19 protein-coding genes are annotated in these 21625 nt (G+C 65.8%); 6 read left to right on the forward strand and 13 right to left on the reverse strand.

The features are described 5' to 3' along the window. Positions 1-69 precede the first annotated feature (69 nt). Together BH95_RS05645 and BH95_RS28705 are read left to right on the forward strand one after the other, a co-directional pair. Positions 70-1044 (forward strand): membrane protein, encoded by a 975-nt coding sequence (locus BH95_RS05645; protein ID WP_037181334.1) that lies wholly within the window; start codon positions 70-72, stop codon positions 1042-1044. A 144-nt stretch (positions 1045-1188) separates the two neighbouring features. Continuing rightward, positions 1189-2358 (forward strand): hypothetical protein, encoded by a 1170-nt coding sequence (locus BH95_RS28705; RefSeq protein ID WP_157773039.1) that lies wholly within the window; start codon positions 1189-1191, stop codon positions 2356-2358. A gap of 62 nt (positions 2359-2420) precedes the next feature. Here BH95_RS28705 and aspS read toward each other — a convergent pair whose 3' ends face one another. After that, a complete protein-coding gene (aspS, locus tag BH95_RS05655; RefSeq protein ID WP_037181337.1) occupies positions 2421-4232 on the reverse strand; it encodes an aspartate--tRNA ligase in 1812 nt (603 codons plus the stop codon). Between the two features lie 178 nt (positions 4233-4410). On the opposite strand from aspS, the gene ypfJ reads away from it, so the two are divergent. Beyond that, positions 4411-5337 carry a KPN_02809 family neutral zinc metallopeptidase gene (gene ypfJ, locus BH95_RS05660; protein ID WP_037142376.1) on the forward strand — a complete coding sequence of 309 codons (927 nt, stop codon included), beginning with the start codon at positions 4411-4413 and terminating at the stop codon, positions 5335-5337. A gap of 21 nt (positions 5338-5358) precedes the next feature. Here the strand turns inward: ypfJ and BH95_RS05665 are convergent, their stop codons facing one another. Continuing rightward, a complete protein-coding gene (locus BH95_RS05665) occupies positions 5359-6390 on the reverse strand; it encodes an Rv2578c family radical SAM protein (RefSeq protein WP_037181339.1) in 1032 nt (343 codons plus the stop codon). A gap of 105 nt (positions 6391-6495) precedes the next feature. Between BH95_RS05665 and BH95_RS05670 the strand changes: the two genes are divergently transcribed. Then, positions 6496-6963, forward strand: a complete 468-nt coding sequence (locus tag BH95_RS05670; RefSeq protein ID WP_037181342.1) for a DUF3237 family protein — start codon at positions 6496-6498, stop codon at positions 6961-6963. Positions 6964-6966: 3 nt separating this feature from the next. Here BH95_RS05670 and BH95_RS05675 read toward each other — a convergent pair whose 3' ends face one another. The 3 genes from BH95_RS05675 to BH95_RS05685 are packed head-to-tail and all read right to left on the reverse strand — an operon-like array spanning position 6967 to position 9549. Continuing rightward, positions 6967-7593 carry a hypothetical protein gene (locus tag BH95_RS05675; RefSeq protein WP_019666416.1) on the reverse strand — a complete coding sequence of 209 codons (627 nt, stop codon included), beginning with the start codon at positions 7591-7593 and terminating at the stop codon, positions 6967-6969. Beyond that, positions 7583-8854 (reverse strand): histidine--tRNA ligase, encoded by a 1272-nt coding sequence (gene hisS / locus BH95_RS05680; RefSeq protein WP_037181905.1) that lies wholly within the window; start codon positions 8852-8854, stop codon positions 7583-7585. The genes BH95_RS05675 and hisS overlap by 11 nt, the downstream gene beginning before the upstream one ends. 2 nt (positions 8855-8856) lie before the next feature. Next, on the reverse strand, positions 8857-9549 hold the full coding sequence (locus BH95_RS05685) for an MBL fold metallo-hydrolase (RefSeq protein ID WP_019666418.1): 693 nt from the start codon (positions 9547-9549) through the stop codon (positions 8857-8859). Between the two features lie 220 nt (positions 9550-9769). Here BH95_RS05685 and BH95_RS05690 point away from each other — a divergent pair, with 220 nt between their 5' ends. Together BH95_RS05690 and BH95_RS05695 are read left to right on the forward strand one after the other, a co-directional pair. Continuing rightward, positions 9770-10627: a peptidylprolyl isomerase gene (locus BH95_RS05690; protein ID WP_037142384.1), complete on the forward strand. Its 858-nt coding sequence runs from the start codon at positions 9770-9772 to the stop codon at positions 10625-10627. Further along, the gene (locus BH95_RS05695; protein WP_027498532.1) at positions 10624-11421 is read left to right on the forward strand and encodes a peptidylprolyl isomerase; all 798 of its coding nucleotides are present in this window, start codon (positions 10624-10626) and stop codon (positions 11419-11421) included. Before BH95_RS05690 ends, BH95_RS05695 begins: the two co-directional genes overlap by 4 nt. A gap of 49 nt (positions 11422-11470) precedes the next feature. On the opposite strand, the gene BH95_RS05700 is transcribed toward BH95_RS05695, so the two are convergent. The 8 genes from BH95_RS05700 to ruvA form a co-directional block, all read right to left on the reverse strand. Beyond that, complete coding sequence (locus tag BH95_RS05700) at positions 11471-13840, reverse strand: RelA/SpoT family protein (RefSeq protein WP_026347584.1); 2370 nt, start codon at positions 13838-13840, stop codon at positions 11471-11473. Between the two features lie 143 nt (positions 13841-13983). After that, positions 13984-14529 (reverse strand): adenine phosphoribosyltransferase, encoded by a 546-nt coding sequence (locus BH95_RS05705; RefSeq protein ID WP_019663987.1) that lies wholly within the window; start codon positions 14527-14529, stop codon positions 13984-13986. Further along, on the reverse strand, positions 14526-16238 hold the full coding sequence (locus BH95_RS05710) for an ABC transporter substrate-binding protein (protein WP_037181345.1): 1713 nt from the start codon (positions 16236-16238) through the stop codon (positions 14526-14528). The genes BH95_RS05705 and BH95_RS05710 overlap by 4 nt, the downstream gene beginning before the upstream one ends. Continuing rightward, positions 16238-17431, reverse strand: a complete 1194-nt coding sequence (gene secF, locus BH95_RS05715) for a protein translocase subunit SecF (RefSeq protein ID WP_037181347.1) — start codon at positions 17429-17431, stop codon at positions 16238-16240. The genes BH95_RS05710 and secF overlap by 1 nt, the downstream gene beginning before the upstream one ends. A gap of 1 nt (position 17432) precedes the next feature. Beyond that, positions 17433-19190, reverse strand: a complete 1758-nt coding sequence (gene secD / locus BH95_RS05720; protein WP_026347585.1) for a protein translocase subunit SecD — start codon at positions 19188-19190, stop codon at positions 17433-17435. A gap of 143 nt (positions 19191-19333) precedes the next feature. After that, the gene (gene yajC, locus BH95_RS05725) at positions 19334-19750 is read right to left on the reverse strand and encodes a preprotein translocase subunit YajC (protein ID WP_019663991.1); all 417 of its coding nucleotides are present in this window, start codon (positions 19748-19750) and stop codon (positions 19334-19336) included. Positions 19751-19900: 150 nt separating this feature from the next. Then, on the reverse strand, positions 19901-20977 hold the full coding sequence (ruvB, locus tag BH95_RS05730; protein WP_019663992.1) for a Holliday junction branch migration DNA helicase RuvB: 1077 nt from the start codon (positions 20975-20977) through the stop codon (positions 19901-19903). Next, positions 20974-21582 (reverse strand): Holliday junction branch migration protein RuvA, encoded by a 609-nt coding sequence (ruvA, locus tag BH95_RS05735; protein ID WP_019663993.1) that lies wholly within the window; start codon positions 21580-21582, stop codon positions 20974-20976. The genes ruvB and ruvA overlap by 4 nt, the downstream gene beginning before the upstream one ends. Positions 21583-21625 lie beyond the last annotated feature (43 nt).

The following is a 21625-nucleotide window of genomic DNA, read 5'->3' on the forward strand; positions in this document are numbered from 1 at the left end:
ACCTGCCGGTTCGGTCCGCAGACGCGGATCGGTGCGGCACAATCGATCGACCACTGATGAGGAGACATCGTGAGCGAGAACCCACCGAACGGACCCCAGGACGGCAAGGACAACGATCCCGAGCAGTCCGGTCACCCGGGCAGTAACACGCCTCCGGGCAATTACCCACCGCCTCCGGGCAATTACCCACCGCCTCCGGGCAATTACCCACCGCCTCCGGGTAGTTATCCCCCGCCGCCCGGAAACTATCCGCCCCCGTCCGGCGCCTACCCACCACCGCCCGGAAACTACCCGCCACCTCCGGGCAGCTATCCCCCGCCGCCCGGCAACTACCCACCACCGCCCGGCAACTATCCGCCATCCCCGGGTTACGGCGGCCAGGGTTACGGCGGACACGGCGTCGGCCTGCCGCCCACGCTGAACGTCGGTGATGCGCTCTCGTTCGGCTGGAACAAGTTCAAGGACAATGCAGGCGTCTGGATCGGCATCGTCGTCATCGCCGCAGTCGTTCAGGTGATCTTGAACCTCGTTTTCGGTCGCTCGGGGAATTCGGGTGACGTGTCCGCGTTGTTCGGCATCTGGTCGATCATCGGCACCGTCGTCTCGGCGATCGTGGGGTACATCATCAATGCCGCGTTCATCCGTGGCGCTCTGCACGAGGTCGACGGCAACAAGCCCGCCATCGGGTCCTTCTTCCAGTTCGCCAACGTCGCCTCGATCATCATCGCCAGTGTTCTCGTCGCCATCATGGTTCTGGTCGGGTTCGTCCTGCTCGTCATCCCGGGTCTCGTTCTGACCTTCCTGTCGTGGTGGACACTGCAATTCGTCATCGACCGCAACGAGGACGCCGTCGCCGCCATCAAGTCCAGTTTCCGAGCGATCTCCTCGAACGCAGGACAACTGTTCCTCTTGGCCCTCGCCATCATCGGGATCAACATCCTCGGAGCCATCCCGTGCTTCCTCGGGTTGCTCGTGACCATCCCGATCTCCGCCATCGCGTCGACCTACGCGTATCGCATCGTGTCCCGCACGGCTGCGGTCTAGATCCCGGCGCGATTTCGAGCATCAGACTGCTCGGTATCGAAATCGTCGGTCACTCGCCGTATTGTTCTGTCGTCGCCTGGGTCCACCGTCCGAACACGGGCCGGTCCAGGCGACGACAGACAGGAAGATTCCGGCGAGAGGGAGATGTTGAACGACCACGACGGCGGCGGTACGAGCAACACCGGGGGCGGCGCCCCGGATCCAGAGCAGGGCGCACCGCAGGATCAGAACCCGCAAGAGGGGTACACCCAGCAACCGTACGACCCTCGGCAGCAGGGCCTCGGCGGCTACCCTCAGCAGCCCGGAAATCCCACACCGCCCCCGTATCCAGGCCAGCCCCAGTACCCAGGACAGACCCCGTATCCAGGGCAGCCCCAGTACCCAGGGGAGCCCCCGTATCAGGGCCAGCCCACGTATCCAGGCCAGCCTCGATACAACCAGTCGCAACCGGGTTACGGGCCGCCGCCCGCGTACGGCCAACAGCCTGACTACGGACCGTCCGGCGGTGGCTATCCCACGTACCCGTCGACACAACCCTGGGACGGGTCCCAATCTCCACCGCCGTACGCGCAAGGGCCCTACGCATCGCCGCCCTTCTCGCACCCGCACTACACGCCACCGACGTCGCTGGGTGTCGGCGCGGCTCTGAGCTACGGCTGGAAGAAGTTCGGTGCCAATATCGGCGTGTGGCTCGGCTTCATGGGGGTCTTCGCGGCGGTGACCGTCCTGGGCTACGTCGTGTTGTTCGCCATCATCATCGCCAGTATCTCGAGCTCGACCGAGTACGAGAACACGATGTTCGCTCCGACCGCCGACGGAGGATTCTCGGTCGGCCTGCTCGTGATCACGTTCGTGGCCGGCGTCATCGGATTCTTCGCCGGGGCCCTGCTCATCCGGGGTGCGTTGCTGGAATTGGACGGTGCGAGGCCCGGCTTCGGCGAGTTCTGGCGTCTGCCCAACCTGGTGCAGCTGACCCTGTTCGGAGTCGTCGTCTCGTTGATCAGTGCCGTGGCCCCGTCGCTGCCCACCCTGGCATCCCTGTCGATCAGTCTGCTTCTCGGGATCCTGATCTGGTTCGGTCCGCATTTCATTATCGACCGTGGTGCATCGGCGGTGACCGCGTTGACCGCCAACATCAGGTTGCTCGGTGTCAGCCCGGGCAAGCTCGTCCTGCTGTACCTTGCGGTGGCCGGAATCAACATCGTCGGAGCAGTGCCCTGTGGGCTGGGGCTTCTGTTCACCGTTCCCACGAGCGTGATCGCGGTGACCTACGCGTACCGCGTCCTGTCCGCGGGAGCTGTCTCGCCGGCGTAGGCCTTCGAACAGAAAACCCCCGCAGCTCCGGCGGCTGCAGGGGTTTCTGCTGCGGTGGGCTTCTATTCCGCGGAAGGCGCGTCCGTAGTGTCGTCCTTCTTCTCCTGTGCAATCTCCTCCGGCTTGGCATCGATGCCGGATTCCTTGCGCTGCAACGGGGTAATCGGTGCCGGGGCATCCGTCAACGGGTCCACGCCACCGCCGGACTTCGGGAAGGCGATGACCTCGCGAATGGAGTCGACGCCTGCCAGGAGCGCGGTGATGCGGTCCCACCCGAACGCGATTCCGCCGTGCGGAGGCGCGCCGTAGCTGAACGCGTCGAGCAGGAAGCCGAACTTCTCCTGCGCTTCCTCGTGGCCGATGCCCATGATCGCGAACACTCGTTCCTGAATGTCCTTGCGGTGGATACGAATACTTCCGCCGCCGATCTCGTTTCCGTTGCACACGATGTCGTACGCGTACGCCAGGGCCGAGCCCGGATCGGTGTCGAAGGTATCGATGGATTCCGGCTTCGGCGATGTGAATGCATGGTGAACCGCGGTCCAGGCACCCGAGCCGACCGCGACGTCGCCGCTCGCGGTGGCGTCGGACGTCGGCTCGAAGAGCGGTGCGTCGACGACCCACACGAACGCCCATGCCTTCGGATCGATGAGGTCGAGCTTGCGCGCGATTTCGCCTCGGACAGCGCCGAGGAGAGCTCGCGAGGACTTGACGGCGCCGGCGGAGAAGAAGATCGCGTCACCGGGCTTCGCGCCTACATGGGCGGCAATTCCGTCCCGTTCTTCGTCCGTGAGGTTCTTCGCGACCGGTCCGCCCAGAGTCCCGTCCTCGCCGACCAGAACGTAGGCCAGACCCTTGTGCCCGCGCTGCTTCGCGAACTCCTGCCACTTGTCCAACTGCTTGCGCGGCTGCGACGCCCCGCCCGGCATGACGACGGCGCCGACGTACGGCGCCTGGAACACGCGGAACTCCGTGGCGGAGAAGAAGTCCGCGCATTCGACCAGTTCGATGTCGAACCGCAGGTCGGGCTTGTCCGAACCGTAGCGACGCATCGCGTCGGCATACGTGATGCGCGCAATGGGCGACGTGATGTCGTGTCCGACGAGCTTCCACAGCGCGGCGAGGATCTCCTCGGCGAGCAGAATGACGTCGTCCTGGGTGACGAAGCTCATCTCGACGTCGAGCTGAGTGAACTCCGGCTGGCGGTCGGCGCGGAAGTCCTCGTCGCGGTAGCAGCGGGCGATCTGGTAGTACCGCTCGATACCGCCGACCATCAGCAGCTGCTTGAACAGCTGCGGGCTCTGCGGCAACGCGTAGAAACTACCGGGCTGAAGGCGTGCAGGGACCAGGAAGTCGCGGGCGCCTTCGGGCGTCGACCGCGTCAGCGTCGGTGTCTCCACTTCGACGAACTCGTGATGCGCCAGGACACCACGCGCCGCAGCATTGACCTGCGATCGCAGCCGGATTGCGTGGCCGGGTCCTTCTCGACGCAGGTCCAGGTAGCGGTACTTCAGCCTCGCTTCCTCACCCGGCTGATCGTCGAGCTGGAAAGGAAGCGGCGCGCTTTCCGACAGAACCTCGATGTCGGTGGCATCGACCTCGACCGCACCGGTGGGGATTTCGTAGTTCTGGTTGCCTTCGGGGCGACCCTCGACCTTGCCGGTGACCTTCACGACGTACTCGGCGCGCAGGCGGTGCGCCTTCTCGGCCACATCGCCCTCGCGAAACACGACCTGGGCGACGCCCGATGCGTCACGAAGGTCGATGAAGATGACACCGCCATGATCGCGGCGACGCGCAACCCACCCCGTCAGGGTGACAGTTCGGTCGACGTGCTCGGCTCGAAGTGAGCCGGCGAGGTGGGTGCGCAGCACTGGTGTCCTTTCACAAAAATGGAACAAAGCGTGTTCGTCGGTCACCGATCCTACGGAGACGACGTCCGGACAGGAAACGCGATACCGCTTCAGGCATGGGAAGCTGCAGTTCGACAAACGTCGGATCGGGCCGTGCAACTCGCCCGGGGGGACGTTCTTCCTGGAAGGATGACGAGGCATGACGTTCAGAGAAGGCGCTCGACTCGACTCGAAGCGTGTGTCCTCCGGTGGCGGTGGCCGAGGCGGCAAGATCGCGCTCGGAGGAGGTGCGGGCGGTCTGGTGATTCTGGTGCTGGCGCTGCTGTTCGGCGGAGACCCGGGATCGATCCTGGGGCAGCTGACCGACGGAACGGACAGTTCGTCGCAATCCGCCGGGACCGACGGTTCGCTCGACAAGTGCCAGACAGGGGCTGACGCCAACAGTGACGTCGACTGCCGCATCGTCGGGACGATCGGGAGCCTCGACGATGTCTGGCAGTCCGAGCTCGGCACCCAGACCGGAGTGGACTACGTCGAGCCCGCAGTACGACTGTTCAGCGGCTCGATCAACACCGGCTGCGGCAATGCGACCAGTGCGGTCGGACCGTTCTACTGCCCCGCCGACTCGACGGCGTACTTCGACACCAGCTTCTTCCAGGTCCTCGTCGACCGGTTCGGATCCAGCGGTGGCCCGCTGGCGCAGGAATACGTCGTCGCCCACGAGGTCGGCCATCACATCCAGAATCAGTTGGGCGACATCGGACGAGCACAGGCCGATCCGCAGGGCGCCGAATCCGGTGCGGTTCGGGTGGAGCTGCAGGCCGACTGCTACGCCGGTATCTGGGCACATCACGCCGCGCTGATCCCTGACCCGAACACCGGCCAACCCTTCCTGGAACCTCTCACCGACACCGATGTTCGCGATGCGCTGTCGGCAGCGTCGTCGGTCGGTGACGACCGGATCCAGCAAGCGTCGAGCGGTCGGGTGAACCCGGAGGGCTGGACCCATGGGTCCTCGGAGCAGCGTCAGGCGTGGTTCGTGGCGGGGTACAGGACCGGGCAGGTCGGTGCCTGCGACACGTTCTCCGCCCGCGACCTGAACAGTCCGGCCGCCCTCACACGGTGACAGCCCGAGACACGAGCGTTCTCAGAACAGGGTGAGCGCCGGGTCGCGCGCCTCCGACGCGGGCGAATCCGGTTCGACGGGAACGTTCTTGGGCATGGAACGTGCGTCGCCGACATCGAATCCGTGGCGCTCCAACATGGGATCGATACGTCCTCGCAGCCACGCCTTGTACTCGGGTGTCACGTATGCGCCGTGCCCGTACAGCTGACGGTAGCGACGAACCAACGCTGGGTGATGTTCCGCCAACCACGACATGAACCAGTCCTTCGTCGACGACCTCAGGTGCATCGGCATCGCGGACACCGAGGTCGCTCCTGCGTCGGCGAGCGCTTCGACGAGGGACTCGAGCTGCCGTGCCCCGTCGGTGAGGAACGGAATCACCGGTGCCACCAGGACACCACACGGCAACCCTGCGTCGCGGACTGCTCTGATCAGGTCGAGACGAGCCTTGGGGCTCGGCGTGCCCGGCTCGATCTGCTTCTGCAAGCCGGCGTCGAAAATGGCGAGACTGATGTTGATGTGCACGTCGACCTGGCGAGAGGCAAGGGCGAGCAAAGGCAGATCCCGCCGCAGCAGCGTTCCCTTCGTCAGGATCGAGAACGGCGTGCCGGATTCCACGAGTGCGCCGATGATGCCGGGCATCAGCCGATATCGCCCCTCGGCGCGCTGGTAGGGGTCGGTGTTGGTGCCCAATGCAACCGGCTCCCTCTTCCACGATTTGCGCGCGAGTTCTCTGCGAAGCACCGCGGCAATGTTCGTCTTCACGACGATCTGCGAATCGAAATCGCTGCCGGCGTCGAGGTCGAGGTACTCGTGGGTGGGCCTGGCGAAGCAGTACGTGCACGCGTGGGAACACCCGCGCGCAGGATTGACCGTCCACGAAAACGGAAGCGAATCACCGTCGATCTTGTTGAGCGCACTCTTGCACAGCACCTCGTGGAACGTGATGCCCTCGAATTCGGGCGTCTGCACGCTGCGAACCAGGCCGGCACGCTCGAGACCGGGCAGTGCGCCGTCGTCCGCGGCGCCGAGTGTCTGTCCCGCCCATCGCATGCACACAGTCGAACATGTGTTCTACATCGGTGTCAAGCGGGTCGGCGCCGCCGAGAACGAGTGTCACGCGGACGGCAGCATCGGGCCTGCCGCTACGGTGGAGGCGTGACCGCACCGATCGTTCCCACACTCGAACCCATCCTCCGCCTCGGACTCAGCCTGGGAAGCCCCATCACCGTCGGCTCGGTACCCGACGGCGAACGAGTGGTGACGCCCATCCTCGGCGGCGCCGCTCCAGGACCGGACATCGAAGGGACGGTTGCTGTTTCGACGTCCCTTGCCGGAGTGACGCGCGTCGACGGCCGCACCGAGTTCGCCGCTGACATCACTCTCGAGCTCGCCGAGGGCGGTCACCTCGCGTTGTCGTTCCGCGGTTTTCAGTTCGGCCCGGCCGAGGTCATCGAGTCGCTCGCCGGAACCGAAGAAGTCGACCCCGCGACCTACTACTTCCGTGGCACTCTCGAAATCTCCACGGCGGTACCGCAATTCACCTACCTGAACCGCGCCCTGGTCGTCACGTCGGGCACCCGCTCCGCAGAATCTGTCGTCCTCGATGCGTTCCTGGTCACGTAGCCGCTAGTTGCCCAGCTCGGCGACCTCACGGTCGGTCAGGGTGGCGAGAGGGGTTCTGCCCGCCGCCTTGACGAGCTCCGCCGCTCGATAGAGCGGCCGCTCCCCCAGCCCGGCGTCGCGGGCTTCCGCTTTCAACTGGTCGACGAGAAGCGAGGCGATCGCTGCAGCCGGCACCAGTTCGCTCGTCCACAATGCGTCGGCGAGCTTGCGGAGCGACAGAATGGGGAGCTCACGGCCCCCGCCGTTCGTGTAGAGCGCCAACGCGAGAGTCAGTTTCACGTTGCCGTCGTACAGGCGCAGCGAGATCTGATCTATCCGCGCCGTTCTGACCTGCAGCTCCGCCGACACCAAGTTCGGCACCGACAGAGCGCGAGTACGCACCCCGCCGCGAGCGTGAACGATGTTGCCGTCGAGCCATGTTCGACGTCGGATGCCCACCCACGCCGACGCCGCAGCCGGTATTCCGACGACGACGCCGAGGACGACCGCAACGGTGGTAGGCAGAAAGAACGAGGTGATCACGGCGACGAGGACACCGAACACCAGCGCACCGATCGCGACCTTCCTGAGCCGGGGAACGATCAGCTCGGTAGGTATCAGATCCAGGTCGACGCGCTCGTCACCGGCCAAGTCGAGCCTCCAGGTGCGACACGATCTCGGACAGTGCCACGTCGTGCTGCGCCCCGGTCGACAATTCCTTGACCACGACGTTACCGTCGGCCAGCTCTTTGTCGCCGAGAACCAAGGCGAACTGTGCGCCGGAACGATCGGCGGCTTTCATGGCGCCCTTGACACCACGATTGCCGTAGGCGAGATCGACGCTGATTCCCTTGCCGCGCAGTTCGCCTGCGATAGCCACGATGCGCGCTTTCGCGTCCGATCCCAGCGGAACGCCGAACACGGCGCAGCGCGCGGGAGATCCGGCCGACTTCCCCTCGGCTGCGAGGGCAAGCATGGTTCGGTCGACGCCGAGCCCGAATCCGATGCCGGACAGTTCCTGGCCACCCAGTTGCGCCATCAACCCGTCGTATCGGCCACCGCCGCCGATTCCGGATTGCGCGCCCAGTCCGTCGTGGACGAACTCGAACGTCGTCTTCGTGTAGTAGTCGAGTCCGCGGACCATCCGCGGGTTCACGACGTACGGAACCTTCAACGCGTCGAGGTGTGCGAGCACCTCGTCGAAGTGCGCCCGCGCAGTGTCGGACAGGTGGTCGAGCATCAGCGGGGCGTCCGCCGTCATCTCGCGCACTTCCGGACGTTTGTCGTCGAGGACTCGAAGCGGGTTGATCCGAGCGCGCGTGCGGGTGGCCTCGTCGAGCGGAAGGCCGAAGAGGAACTCCTGCAACAATTCTCGATACTGCGGGCGGCAGGTGTCGTCCCCCAGCGACGTGATCTCCAACCTGAAGTCCGTCAGACCGAGCGACCGAAAACCGTTGTCCGCCACGGCGACGACCTCGGCGTCCAGCGCAGGATCATCCATTCCGATGGCTTCGACCCCGACTTGCTGCAACTGTCGATAGCGTCCCGCCTGCGGGCGTTCGTAGCGGAAGAACGGCCCTGCGTAGGCAAGTTTCACCGGGAGAGCTCCCCGGTCGAGGCCGTGCTCGATGACGGCGCGCATGACGCCTGCAGTTCCCTCCGGACGCAGGGTGACGGATCTGTCGCCCCGATCGGCGAAGGTGTACATCTCCTTGCTCACGACGTCCGTCGACTCGCCGACACCGCGTGCGAACAGCCCGGTGTCCTCGAAAATGGGCAGTTCGATGTGCCCGTACCCGGCGTTGCGAGCCGCGGTCAGCAACCCCTCACGGACGGCGACGAACTCCGAGGAATTCGGGGGGACGTAGTCGGGAATGCCCTTGGGCGCAGAAAAGGTACTCGGCTTGCTCACGGTCACAGTTTTCCTTGTTCGGGGCCTGCGAGTCCAACGAGAAAGGGATTGGAGGCGCGTTCCTGGCCGATGGTGCTCTGCCCGCCGTGTCCCGGCAGCACCACGGTGGCGTCGTCGAGCGGCAGCAGCGTCGTCGCGATCGAGCGAAGCAACTGTTCGTGGTCACCTCCGGGAAGATCGGTTCTCCCGATGGACCCCGCGAACAGCGTGTCGCCGGTCAACGCGATCGCCAGTGTGCCGTCCGGTGTCTCGACGTCGATGGTGAACACGACCGACCCCTGCGTGTGGCCGGGCGTGTGAAGCACACCGAACTCGATGCCTGCCAGTTCGAGAGAGGTCCCACCGTTCAGGTCGACCACACGTTCGGGCTCGTGGAACTCCGCGTCGCCGAGCAGAGCGGCGAGGGTCGGGCCGGTGCCACGCAGTGGATCGGACAGCATGAACCTGTCCTCGTCGTGGATGTAGGCAGGAATACCGAACTTCTCGCACACCGGTTCCACGGACCAGGTGTGGTCGAGGTGACCGTGGGTGAGCAACACCGCTTCGGGAGTGAGCCCGGATTCGCCCAGAAACCGCAGGAGCGGTTCCGTCGCATCCTGCCCGGGATCCACCACGACGCAGTCCGACGAGCCCTCCTGGGCGAGCACGTAACAGTTCGTCTGAAACATTCCCGCCGGGAATCCGGTGACGAGCACAGCTGCCGCTCCTAGTTTTCGTACGCCAAGGTCCGTTCCACCCTAGTTGGACCGTGTCCACCTGCGTGTGCGCAGTCCGCCCCCGGAACGACGCCGCCATGCCAGTCGGAAACTTCTCAGGATGTAATGGCACACTCACTCACGGTCGGTTTCGGCTCGCCGACCGGCGGGAAGAGACGTAGGCCGAGCCGGCGGACGACACAAGCGGGAGGACACGCAATTGCCCAGCAACGAGCAGCGGCGCGAGGCAGCGAAGAGAAAGCTCGAGCGACAACTCGAACGCCGAGCCGAACGAGCGAAGAAGCGTAAACAGCTGACCATCGCCGGATCGGTGCTGGGTGTGGTGGTCGTGGTCGGTGCGGTTGCCGTCGTGTTCGCCCTCACTCGCGGCGGAGACGAGCCCGAGACGACGGCGTCGTCGACGCCCAACGGCGACACACTGATCGCCGACGGCCGCGCCGAGCCGCTCCCCGAGACCGTCGACTGCAGCTACCCCGCGGCCGCACAGCCCGCCGCGAAGGAGAACACTCCTCCGCGCACCGACGGCGTGCCGACGAGTGACGAAGCACTCAGCTACAGCATGGAGACGACGCAGGGCAACATCGGCCTGACGCTGAACAATCCGCAGTCACCGTGCACGGTGAACAGTTTCGTCTCTCTCGCCAACCAGGGCTACTTCGACGGCACGCAGTGCCACCGACTCACCACAGGCGCTGGTTTGCAGGTTCTGCAATGTGGCGATCCCGCAGGCACCGGCATGGGCGGACCGGGCTACCAGTTCGCCGACGAGTTCCCGGCCGATCAGTACGCCGAAGGCGACCCGGCCGCCGACGAGCCGATCAGTTACCCACGCGGAACGATCGCGATGGCCAACGCGGGACCCGGCACGAACGGCAGCCAGTTCTTCCTCGTCTACGGCGACTCCACGCTGCCGCCCGCCTACACGGTGTTCGGCACCATCGACGAGACCGGTCTGCAGACACTGGACAAGGTCGCTGCGGCGGGCGTCGAAGGTGGAGCCGCGGACGGCAAGCCTGCACTTCCGGTGGACATCACCAGTGTCGTGAGCGACCTGTGAAGCGCACGTTAGCGGTGCTCGCCGCGTCGGGCGCGTCCGTTCTCCTCGTGGCAGGTTGCTCGTCGGACAACTCCGGTACCGCAGCGACGACCGAGTCCGCGTCGGCCACGACCAGTGCCGCGGCCCCGACCACTCAGCCGCCGCTGGATCTGAGCCTGTTCGGAGTCCTCCCCCCGGTTCCTGCGCAGGAGGTGTCGAGCACCACCTGCGAGTACCCGGAGGCGACGCCCGCGATTCGCGAGAACACCGCGCCGCAGCAGTACGGAGTGTCCACTGTCGGGCTGGTCGACGTTGCGGTGACGACGAGCCAGGGCCCCATCGGCCTGTCGCTCGACCGCGCCGAAGCGCCCTGCACCGTCAACAGTTTCACGTCACTTGCCACGCAGGGGTACTTCGACGACACCGTCTGTCACCGGCTGACCACCACCGAAGGGCTACAGGTCCTGCAGTGCGGTGATCCGTCCGGACAGGGAAACCGTGGCCCCGGTTACGAGTTCGCCAACGAGTACCCGACGACGGCGTTCCCGGCCGGCGACGCGGCGCTGTCCAGCCCGGTCGTCTACCCCCGCGGCACCGTCGCCATGGCGAACGCAGGACCCGATACCAACGGCAGCCAGTTCTTCCTGGTCTACGAGGATTCCGTCCTTCCTCCGCAGTACACCGTCTTCGGAACCATCGACGACGCCGGACTGGCGACGCTGGACGCGGTGGCAGCGGCCGGAGTCTCCACACCGGGCAACGACGGACCACCCAACGCGGCGGTCACCGTCGAGTCGGTCGTCGCCGCTCAGTGACCGTGAGTGGAAATGTAGGTCCTGACCTACATTTCCACTCACGTGGGGGTCAGGCAGCCGACGTCAGGCGATAGACGTCGTACACCCCTTCGACGTTGCGCACGACGTTCAGGACGTGGCCCAGGTGCTTCGGGTCGCCCATCTCGAAGGTGAACTTGCTGATCGCCACCCGGTCCCCCGATGTGGCCACGGACGCGGACAGAATGTTGACCTTCTCGTCCGCGAGTGCCTTGGTGACGTCCGAGAGCAGGCGATGCCGATCCAGCGCCTCGATCTGAATCGCGACGAGGAACACCGAGGATGCCGACGGGGCCCATTCGACGTCGATGAACCGTTCCGACTGCTCGCCCAGCGATTTCGCGTTGGTGCAGTCGGTTCGGTGGACACTGACCGACCCGCCGCGGGTGACGAACCCGAGGATTTCGTCGCCCGGCACCGGGGTGCAGCACTTGGCCAGCTTCGCGACGATCCCTTCGGTGCCGGACACCAGCACACCGGCGTCACCGACCTGACGCGGACGAGTCGGGATGGTGGACGGTGTGGACCGCTCCGCCAGTTCCTCTTCCACGTCTCCGACGCCGCCCAGGTGAGCAACCAACCGCTGCACCACGTGCTGCGCGGACACGTGACTCTCGCCTACTGCGGTGTACAGCGCCGAGACGTCGACGTAGCGCAGTTCGTGCGCGATCGTGGACATCGACTCGGCGTTCATCAACCGTTGCAGCGGTAGTCCGCCGCGGCGCACTTCTTTCGCGATGGCGTCCTTGCCCGCTTCGAGTGCTTCTTCGCGGCGCTCCTTGGCGAACCACTGGCGGATCTTCGTCTTCGCGCGGGGCGAGACGACGAAGCCTTGCCAATCGCGGCTCGGCCCGGCGGTGACGGCCTTCGAGGTGAACACCTCGACGACCTCGCCGTTCTCGAGCGTGCGTTCGAGCGCCACCAGTCGACCGTTGACGCGGGCTCCGATACAGCGGTGACCCACCTCGGTGTGCACGGCGTACGCGAAGTCGACGGGACACGACCCCGCGGGCAGCGTGACGACGTCACCTTTCGGTGTGAAGACGAAGATCTCCTTGACGGCCAGGTCGTAGCGCAACGATTCCAGAAATTCGCCCGGATCCGCTGCCTCCCGCTGCCAGTCGAGCAATTGGCGCATCCACGCCATGTCGTCGACCTCGGCGTTGTCGTTGCCGTGTTTGCCGCGCGTCTCCTTGTACCGCCAGTGCGCGGCGATGCCGAACTCGGCCGTGCGATGCATGTCTCTCGTGCGGATCTGCACCTCGAGCGGCTTGCCTTCGGGGCCGACGACCGTGGTGTGCAGCGACTGGTAGACGCCGTAGCGAGGCTGCGCGATGTAGTCCTTGAACCGGCCGGCCATCGGCTGCCACAGCGAGTGCACGACGCCCACGGCGGCGTAACAGTCGCGGATCTCGTCGCACAGAATGCGTACGCCCACCAGATCGTGGATGTCGTCGAAGTCGCGACCCTTGACGATCATCTTCTGATAGATCGACCAGTAGTGCTTGGGTCGTCCTTCGACGGCCGCACTGATGCGGGAGGCCGATAGCGACGCGTTGATCTCGGCGCGCACTTTTTCGAGGTACGTGTCGCGGGAGGGTGCACGATCGGCGACGAGTCGAACGATCTCGTCGTACTTCTTGGGGTGCAGAATCGCGAATGCGAGATCTTCGAGTTCCCACTTGACCGTCGCCATGCCGAGACGGTGTGCGAGTGGCGCGATGACCTCGAGGGTTTCTTTCGCCTTTCGTGCTTGTTTCTCTGGCGGCAGGAAGCGCATGGTGCGCATGTTGTGCAGGCGGTCGGCCACCTTGATGACCAGAACGCGAGGATCGCGGGCCATTGCGATGATCATCTTGCGGATGGTCTCGCCCTCGGCCGCGGTGCCGAGAACCACCTTGTCGAGCTTGGTCACCCCGTCGACGAGGTGCGCTACTTCCTCACCGAACTCGTCGGTGAGTTGTTTCAGCGAGTAGCCGGTGTCCTCGACGGTGTCGTGCAGGAGAGCCGCGACCAGCGTCGTGGTGTCCATGCCCAGTTCGGCGAGAATGTTCGCCACCGCCAACGGGTGCGTGATGTACGGGTCCCCGGACTTGCGCATCTGGGTGGCGTGGCGCTCGTCCGCGACGTCGTATGCCCGTTGAAGCAACGCGAGATCCGCTTTCGGATAAAGCTCACGGTGCAGACTCACCAGCGGTTCGAGGACAGGCTTGACCGCGGCGTTGCGGCCGGCCGTGATGCGCCTGGCCAAGCGGGCGCGGACGCGTCGGGACGCGGACGTCGGGACGGCGGGTGCCGAGCCCTTTCCGACGACCAGCGGAGCGGAGTCCGGTGTCGCCTGCGGAGTGTCCGCAGTAGCCGCCTTTCCCGATTCCGATTCGGACGCAGGTCGATCCGGCAAGGGTTGGTCGAGGTAACGGGTCACAATGTTCGCCTCCTGCCGCGTGGTCTGCTCTCGTTCGCTTGGCTCATGGCCCCTCGGTCGACCGACACCGACCTCGGTTACGGATCTTCGACAACAGCAGTGTTCACCAACTTTAGTCCTCAGACCTGCCGAAGGCAGACAAGCGGGTAGCCCTCGCACTTGCCTCGACCCTCGAGGACCGCGATCTCGAGCGCGACCGCAGCACCGACGACCTCGGCGCCGCAGGCCCGCAACAACTCTGCGGTGGCCGCGATCGTGCCACCGGTGGCGAGGACGTCGTCGACGATCAGGACCTTCCGGCCCGAGATGTCGACGTCGGCCGGGATCTCGAGTTCCGCCGACCCGTATTCCAGTTCGTAGCTCTGCGCCACCACGGGTGGCGGGAGCTTGCCTGCCTTGCGGACCGCGAGAATGCCGGTGCCGAGTTCCAACGCGACACCCGCGCCCAGCAAGAAGCCGCGCGCATCGATTCCCGCAACGAGGTCGGCTCCCGAACCGGCCTCGGCCAGTGCCGCTACCACGGACTTCAGACCGTCTGGATCTGCGAACACCGGCGTCAGATCGGCGAACCGCACCCCGTCGACCGGGAAATCGTCGGCCCATCGGGTGAGTCGGTCGATGTGGTCCGACGCGATCGACGCTCTCTCTTCGGAAACTCTGTTCACCTGAGCAGTATCCAACGATCCATGTTCCACCCTGCACCCGCCACCGTCGGATTCACGACGACGTTGGTCATACCGTCCGCCACGGCCAACGTTCGAGGCTGGTTGAACAGTGGAAGCGAGGGCATCTCGTTCCAGAGGATCCGTTCCCCTTCGGTCGCGAGAGACAGCACGGTCCCATCCGACGGCGCCGTCGCCAGCTCGTCGACGATCGCATCGATTCTGCCGTTGGTGAATCCACCGACGTTGCTGCCGTTCCCGCTGTGCACGCTGTAGCGCGCCGCTTCCTCGGACACCGCTCCCGACGGTCCCGAGGCCGACGCAGTGGCTCCGAGAACGGCGTCGACCGCCCCCGTGCGTAGTGCACTCGGCGAGAAGTCCGGAGACCCTGCGTCGGTGACGGTGATCCCGGCGGGCGCGCATGCGGCCGCGATGTCGGCGACGATCCGTGCGCGCCGTGGATCGGGTGCGAGGTAGCCGACTCGAACGGTGAGGCTGTCCAGATCGGCGTTGTTTCGCTCGGTCGTCGACGCCGCGACGTCCGCTTGCCGGTAACGGCCGTCCGCGGTGGCGGCCACCGGTCCGTAGAGCAGCGCGCTCGGACGGACGAGTCGGGAATCGACGACGGCCGAGCCGATGCCTGCGGACTCGTCGTATCCGGGGTGGCCGACGCCGTCGAACAGTTGCTCCCGCGGCACACACGCTGCGATTGCGCGGCGCGCAGCGGACGCCGCGAGCGAACCGCTGGTCGCGAACGTCAATTGCTCCACGCCGTGGGACGGAAAGTCGGTGCGCTCGAAGCCGTCCGATGGGATGTCGCCGCCTGCACCGTGATCGACGACCTCGAGGTCGCCCTCGGTTGCGCGTGCGGCGACGTCGGTTCCCTTCGGCCATACGACGATGCGGTCGGTCTCGGGCGGAACCCCCCACCACGACTCGTTGGCGACGAGTACGAGGCCGTCCTCCTGGGTGTAGGAGTCGACGCGGTAGGGCCCGTTGGACGGCAGCAGGGACGTGTCGATCTGTCCTGGAACGAGATTCCAGCCCGTGTTCCAGAACTCGGCGATCCTCCCGACGGCCGCGAGGTCGCCGGACAGGATCGGGTCGACGACATTGGGGACCCCGGCGACGCGAGCTGCCACATGGGAGGGCAGAAGATCGGTTGCGCCGAACAAGGACCGCCAGCCGTCGTAGTTCCGACCCGCACGGTAGACGACCGTGGCGTCCTTGCTTCCCGGGATGCAGTCGACTCGTTCGATGTCTCGGTATCCCGCGCTCGACGCAGCGTCGAACAGGGGCAGGTCGTTCTCCCCCGCCACGAAGCGCCCACTGTTCGCTGCCCATGTCAGCACCAGGTCGTCGCACGTCATCGGGACGCCGTCGGAGTACGTCGCCTGCGGCGCGATCGTGTACGACACCGTGAGGACGTCGGCCGGTACGACCGACACCCCGCCCACGTCGTTGTCCGAGAGCGCTTCGCCTTCGGGTCCGACGTAGCCGAAGCCGGTCTGGACCCGAGGGAACGCCTGCCGGGCCGCCGATGCGGCGCCGTCGACCGTATTGGCGTTGTACGTGGTCAATACCGTGTCGACGGCGTATCCGATGGACGGGATCTGGTCCTCTGCCGTCGAGCACCCTGCGAGAGCGCCTGCTGTGACGGCGACGACCGCCACCGCTGCCGTCGTCCGCGACCTCTGGACTCGCACGTTCATCAACGCCTCTTCTTGGCACGCTTTCCGGTAGGCCGCGAGCCCACCCGAGGGGTCACCGGCGCGTCGGGGACTGTGCCCGACCCTGCTACGACCGGAGTGTCCGACCCTACGCGCTTCGCGGCCTCGGCACGCTTGCCCAACACCTTCTTGGTGTGGGCCGCGACGGGACCCCACTTCTCCTTGATGGACACCAGCAACGGCGTCGCGAAGAAGATCGACGAGTACGCGCCGACGATCATGCCGACGAGCTGGACGAGCGCGAGGTCCTTGAGTGTGCCGACACCGAGCAGCCAGACGGCGACGATCATCAGCGCCAACACCGGCAGAACGCCGATGACGGTGGTGTTGATCGACCGCATCAGGGTCTGGTTGACGGCCAGGTTGGCCTGCTCGGCGTAGGTCTTCCGGCCCAGGTGAAGGATTCCGCGCGTGTTCTCCTCGACCTTGTCGAAGACCACGACGGAGTCGTACAGCGAGAACCCGAGGATGGTGAGGAGGCCGATGACCGTCGCGGGCGTGACCTCGAACCCGACGAGCGAATACACACCGGCGGTGACCAGCAGGTCGAAGAACAGTGCGGCGAGTGCTGCTATCGCCATGTCCCTCTCGTATCGGATCGCGATGTAGATACTGACGATGACCAGGAACACGACGAGCGCAATCAGTGCCTTCTGCGTGATCTGCCCACCCCACGTCTCGCTGACGTCGGAGAAGCTGATGGCGTTGGGGCTCGCCGTTCCAGTGCTGTCCACCGGCTGGAAGGCGTCGAACAGTGCAAGACGCACCTGGTCGACCTGTCCTGCGTCGAGTGCCTCGGAACGCACCTGCACCGTGGCAGCCGCGCCGGAGCCGACGGTCTGCACTGCTTCGGGGCCGAACCCGAGAGCGTCGGTGAACACCGTCTCCACCTGCTCGGAGGTGACACCGCCGTCGGCGGGAACCTGAATCTTGGTTCCGCCTTCGAAGTCGATTCCGAGGGTGAACCCACGGAAGACCATGCTGAGCAGGCACACCAGGACGATCGCCGCGGTGAGGATGTAGTAGAACCGGCGCCTACCGACGACCTCGAACGCGCCCATTCCCGTGTACAGCCTCGACAGCCAACCACGCGCGGGTTGCGCGCTCTGATCGACGCCGGAGTCCTGCAGCAGGACCGACCCGGTGCCCTCGGTGTTCTCGGATGAATCGGACATCTCAGGCCCCCTTCGTCGCAGCATCGGATGCGGATTTGCTTGCCATGGCACGTGCGGCGGCGCGCTTGCGTTCCTGCGCGATCTGCGCGACGGCGCCGAGCCCGTTCACGCCGGGCTTGGACCAGAACTTGGACTTCGACGCGAGGTAGACCAGCGGCCAGGTGACCAGGACGACCACCATGACGTCGAGGATCGTGGTGAGGCCGAGCGTGAACGCGAAGCCCTGCACCTGACCGACGGCCAGGGCGTAGAGCACCGCGGCGGCGATGAAGCTCACGGCGTTACCGGACAGAATCGTCTTGCGTGCACGCGTCCAGCCTCGCGGAACGGCGGATCGGAAGCTTCTGCCTTCCCTGATCTCGTCCTTGATGCGCTCGAAGAACACGACGAACGAGTCGGCCGTCATGCCGATGCCGATGATCAGACCGGCGATGCCGGCAAGGTCGAGGGTGAAGTTGATCCATCTGCCGAGCAGAACGAGAATTCCGTACACCATCGCACCCGCGAGCACCAGCGACAGTGCGGTGAGAAATCCGAGCGCACGGTAGTACACGAGGCAGTAGACCAACACGAGCGCGAGGCCGATCGCTCCGGCGAGCAGACCCGCTTCGAGCGAAGCCAGCCCCAGCGTCGCGGACACGGTCTCGGCTTCCGACGACGCGAAGGACAGCGGAAGCGATCCGTACTTCAAGGTGTTCGCGAGGTCCGATGCACCTTGGGCGGTGAACTGTCCGGTGATGGACGTTGCGCTACCGGCCGGCGTCGCGCCCTGGATCACCGGCGCGCTGACGACCTTGGAGTCGAGCGTGAACGCAGCCTGGCTGCCGATGTTGGCTCCGGTGAACTGCGCCCACGTGTTGCTGCCTTCGGAATCGAAGCTCAGGCTGACCTCGTGACGCGACTGCTGGGAGTTGAATCCGGAGGTCGCATCGGAGATCTGCTGACCGTCGATGATGCTCGGCCCGAGGACGTACACGGCGGCACCGTCGGTGGAGCATGCGACCAACGGCAAGGCCGGGTCGTCGTTGCCCTGCAACGGGTCGGGAGCGTTGCAGTCGATCGTCGCGAGGGCAGCCTGCTGGACCTGAGGGTCCTCGCTCTGACGAAGCGCCTTCGCCTCGGCGATCTGGTCGGCGGCCTGCTCGGCCTCGGTGCCCGCGGGCTCGTCCGCAGCCGGGTCCTCCGCAGCAGGATCCTCGGCGGGGTCGGCGGGTGTGGGCGCGGGTGTCGGATCGACCGCGCTGGGATCCTGTGCCGGGAACGGGCGACCCTGAGGCACCGCATCTCCGGACGGCGCAGGAGTGTCGGCAGCGGGCGTCTCGGCGGGTGTTCCACCTGCCGGGGCCTGCTCGGTTCCTCCCGCGGGGGCGCCTGCCGCGGGCTGTGCAGCTTGAATCACCGGGCGGATGAACAGCCGCGCGGTCTGGCCGAGAGTGCGTGCCTGCGAGCTGTCGTCACCGGGAACGGTGATGACGAGGTTCTCGCCGTCGATGAGCACCTCCGAGCCCGCGACACCGAGACCGTCTACGCGAGTGGTGATGATCTGCTGTGCCTGGATCAGGCTCTCACGGCTCGGCGCGCTGCCGTCCGGCGTCCGCGCAGTCAACGTGACACGGGTACCGCCTTCGAGGTCGATACCGAGCTTGGGCTCGGGGGACTTGTCTCCGGTGAAGAAGACCAAGGCGTACACAACGGCCATCAGGACGCCGAACACGGCGAGATAGCGGGATGGATGCACCGATCCGCTTGAAGGTGCCACGGTGTGTGATTCTCCTCTTGGCGTTTGAGGGTGAGGTGACGAGAGGTGACTCGCGGGAGGTTCAGGGCATACCGGGCGCCTGGACCCTTGCACGCGAAACCGCTGCCGGACCGTGTCCGACAGCGGCTGAGATCATCGCGAAGTCACTCCTTGTCGAGGCGACGCGTGCTCTGTTCGACGGTGTCGTCGGCGGAGGGCTGCGACGACACGGTCTTGTCGAGCGACGGTCCTGCACCTTCCACACCGGACAGGTCGTCGGGTGCGGTGATCGCGTCGCCTGAACGATCGTCGAACTCGTCGTCGGTCTCCGGTGGGAGAACCTCACGGACGACTGCCCGGGACCAGGTGGTGATGATGCCGTCGGCGATCTCGAGGTCGACGGTGTCCTCTTCCACCAGCGCGACGCGGGCGTAGAGGCCTGCGGTCGTCACGACCTCGTCACCGACCTTCAGCGAGTCCTGCAATGCCTGGGTGTCGGCGAGGACCTTCTTCTGCTTGCGCACGTTGAGGAACATCGGTACGAGCAGCGCCACGATCAGCAGCGGAAATAGCAGTTCCATCTTCTACGTCAGTCCTAAGAGGTGTCGTTGTTCTTGTCGTGTCGGCGTCCGATAGCGAGCGCGTCGCGCGCATTCGGAGTGCCGTGCGTCGGGTCCAGTGTGCCATTACCTCACTGCCGACTTGTCCGGCTCCTGAGCTTTGCCGGGCAATTACTCGAATAATCCCTGCTGAGCTTCGTTCGTTCGCACGGAAATACCGCCGATGGCGAGGTCCGGTGGGGGCACGAGACCGAGATGCTGCCACGCTGCTGCCGTCGCCACCCGTCCACGGGGAGTCCGTGCAACCATGCCCGCGCGTACCAGAAAAGGCTCACACACTTCTTCCACCGTCGACGGTTCCTCTCCGACGGCGACCGCGAGTGTCGACACGCCGACGGGCCCGCCTCCGAAGCTCCGGATCAACGCGCTGAGAACCGCTCGGTCCAGCCTGTCCAGACCCAACTGGTCGACGTCGTAGACGACGAGCGCTTCCTGCGCCGTCTGTTTGGTCACGGTTCCGTCCCCGCGCACCTCGGCGTAGTCGCGCACTCGGCGAAGCAGGCGGTTGGCGATACGTGGGGTACCGCGCGAGCGTCCGGCGATCTCGGCGCATCCTGCCGCGTCGATCGGCACGCCGAGGATGCCTGCCGAGCGCACGAGTATCCGCTGCAGTTCCTGGGGTTCGTAGAAGTCCATGTGCGCGACGAAGCCGAAGCGATCCCTCAGTGGTCCGGTGAGGGCGCCCGATCGGGTGGTGGCTCCGACCAGGGTGAACGGCGCGACTTCGAGAGGGATGGAAGTGGCGCCCGGCCCTTTGCCCACCACCACGTCGACACGGAAGTCCTCCATGGCGAGGTACAGCATCTCCTCGGCCGGGCGCGCGATGCGGTGGATCTCGTCGATGAACAGCACGTCGCCCTCGACGAGGTTGCTGAGCATGGCGGCGAGATCACCAGCCCGTTCGAGCGCGGGCCCCGACGTCAGTCGCAACGACGTACCCAGTTCCTGGGCGATGATCATCGCCATCGACGTCTTGCCGAGCCCGGGTGGGCCCGACATCAGGATGTGATCGGGTGTGCCGCCACGAAGCTTCGCACCGGTCAGGACGAGTTGGAGTTGCTCACGCACTCGCGGCTGACCGATGAAGTCCGTCAGCGATTTCGGGCGCAGACTGGTCTCGACGTCGACGTCGTCCGCGGTGACCTCCGCGGTCACCTGTGAGTCCTCGAGGTCGGCGTCGTCGGTCATCTCGTCTTACCCAGGTACGCGAGCGCGGAGCGTAGCGCAGCCGACGTCGACGCGTCGGGCTGAGCGGCCAGTACGGATGCTGTCGCGTCTTCGGCTTGTTTGACCGCGAATCCGAGTCCGGTGAGGGCTTCGACGATCTGATCGTGCACCGCGCCGCCGCTCGCGCCTGCGGTCGGCGTCGCGGACGCTCCCCCTCCGCCGACGATGGCGTCGACCTTGTCCCGCAGTTCGACGACCATCCGTTCGGCACCGCGTTTTCCGATCCCGGGTACACGCGTCAACGCAGTGACGTTGCCGTCCGCCAAGGCGGTCCGCAACGCCGCCGGATCGAGCACGGCGAGGGTGGCCATCGCGATACGAGGCCCGACACCGGACACCGTCAGCAACAGTACGAACAGGTCCCGTGACTCGGTGTCCGAGAACCCGTAGAGGGTCATCGAGTCCTCGCGGACGATCATGGTCGTCAGCAGTCTGGACTCGGATCCCCGAGTCAACGACGCGAGTGTCGAGGGTGTCGCGTTGACTCGATATCCGACCCCGGACGCTTCGAGGACTGCGTGGTCGAGCGCGATGTCCAGTACTTCCCCGCGGATGGATGCGATCATCCGACGCCCGCCTCTCCGACAGCCCGAGCCGCTACGGCTCGGG

Origin of the sequence: Rhodococcoides fascians A44A, assembly GCF_000760735.1 — a bacterium.
Taxonomy (GTDB): Bacteria; Actinomycetota; Actinomycetes; order Mycobacteriales; family Mycobacteriaceae; genus Rhodococcoides; species Rhodococcoides fascians_E.

Excerpts from the sequence above, each read along its gene's own strand:
- BH95_RS28705 (WP_157773039.1), top strand. The coding sequence starts at position 1,189 with ATGTTGAACGACCACGACGGCGGCGGTACGAGCAACACCGGGGGCGGC.
- ypfJ (WP_037142376.1), top strand. The coding sequence starts at position 4,411 with ATGACGTTCAGAGAAGGCGCTCGACTCGACTCGAAGCGTGTGTCCTCC.
- BH95_RS05665 (WP_037181339.1), bottom strand. The coding sequence starts at position 6,390 with ATGCGATGGGCGGGACAGACACTCGGCGCCGCGGACGACGGCGCACTG.
- BH95_RS05710 (WP_037181345.1), bottom strand. The coding sequence starts at position 16,238 with ATGAACGTGCGAGTCCAGAGGTCGCGGACGACGGCAGCGGTGGCGGTC.
- secF (WP_037181347.1), bottom strand. The coding sequence starts at position 17,431 with ATGTCCGATTCATCCGAGAACACCGAGGGCACCGGGTCGGTCCTGCTG.
- yajC (WP_019663991.1), bottom strand. The coding sequence starts at position 19,750 with ATGGAACTGCTATTTCCGCTGCTGATCGTGGCGCTGCTCGTACCGATG.
- ruvB (WP_019663992.1), bottom strand. The coding sequence starts at position 20,977 with ATGACCGACGACGCCGACCTCGAGGACTCACAGGTGACCGCGGAGGTC.
- ruvA (WP_019663993.1), bottom strand. The coding sequence starts at position 21,582 with ATGATCGCATCCATCCGCGGGGAAGTACTGGACATCGCGCTCGACCAC.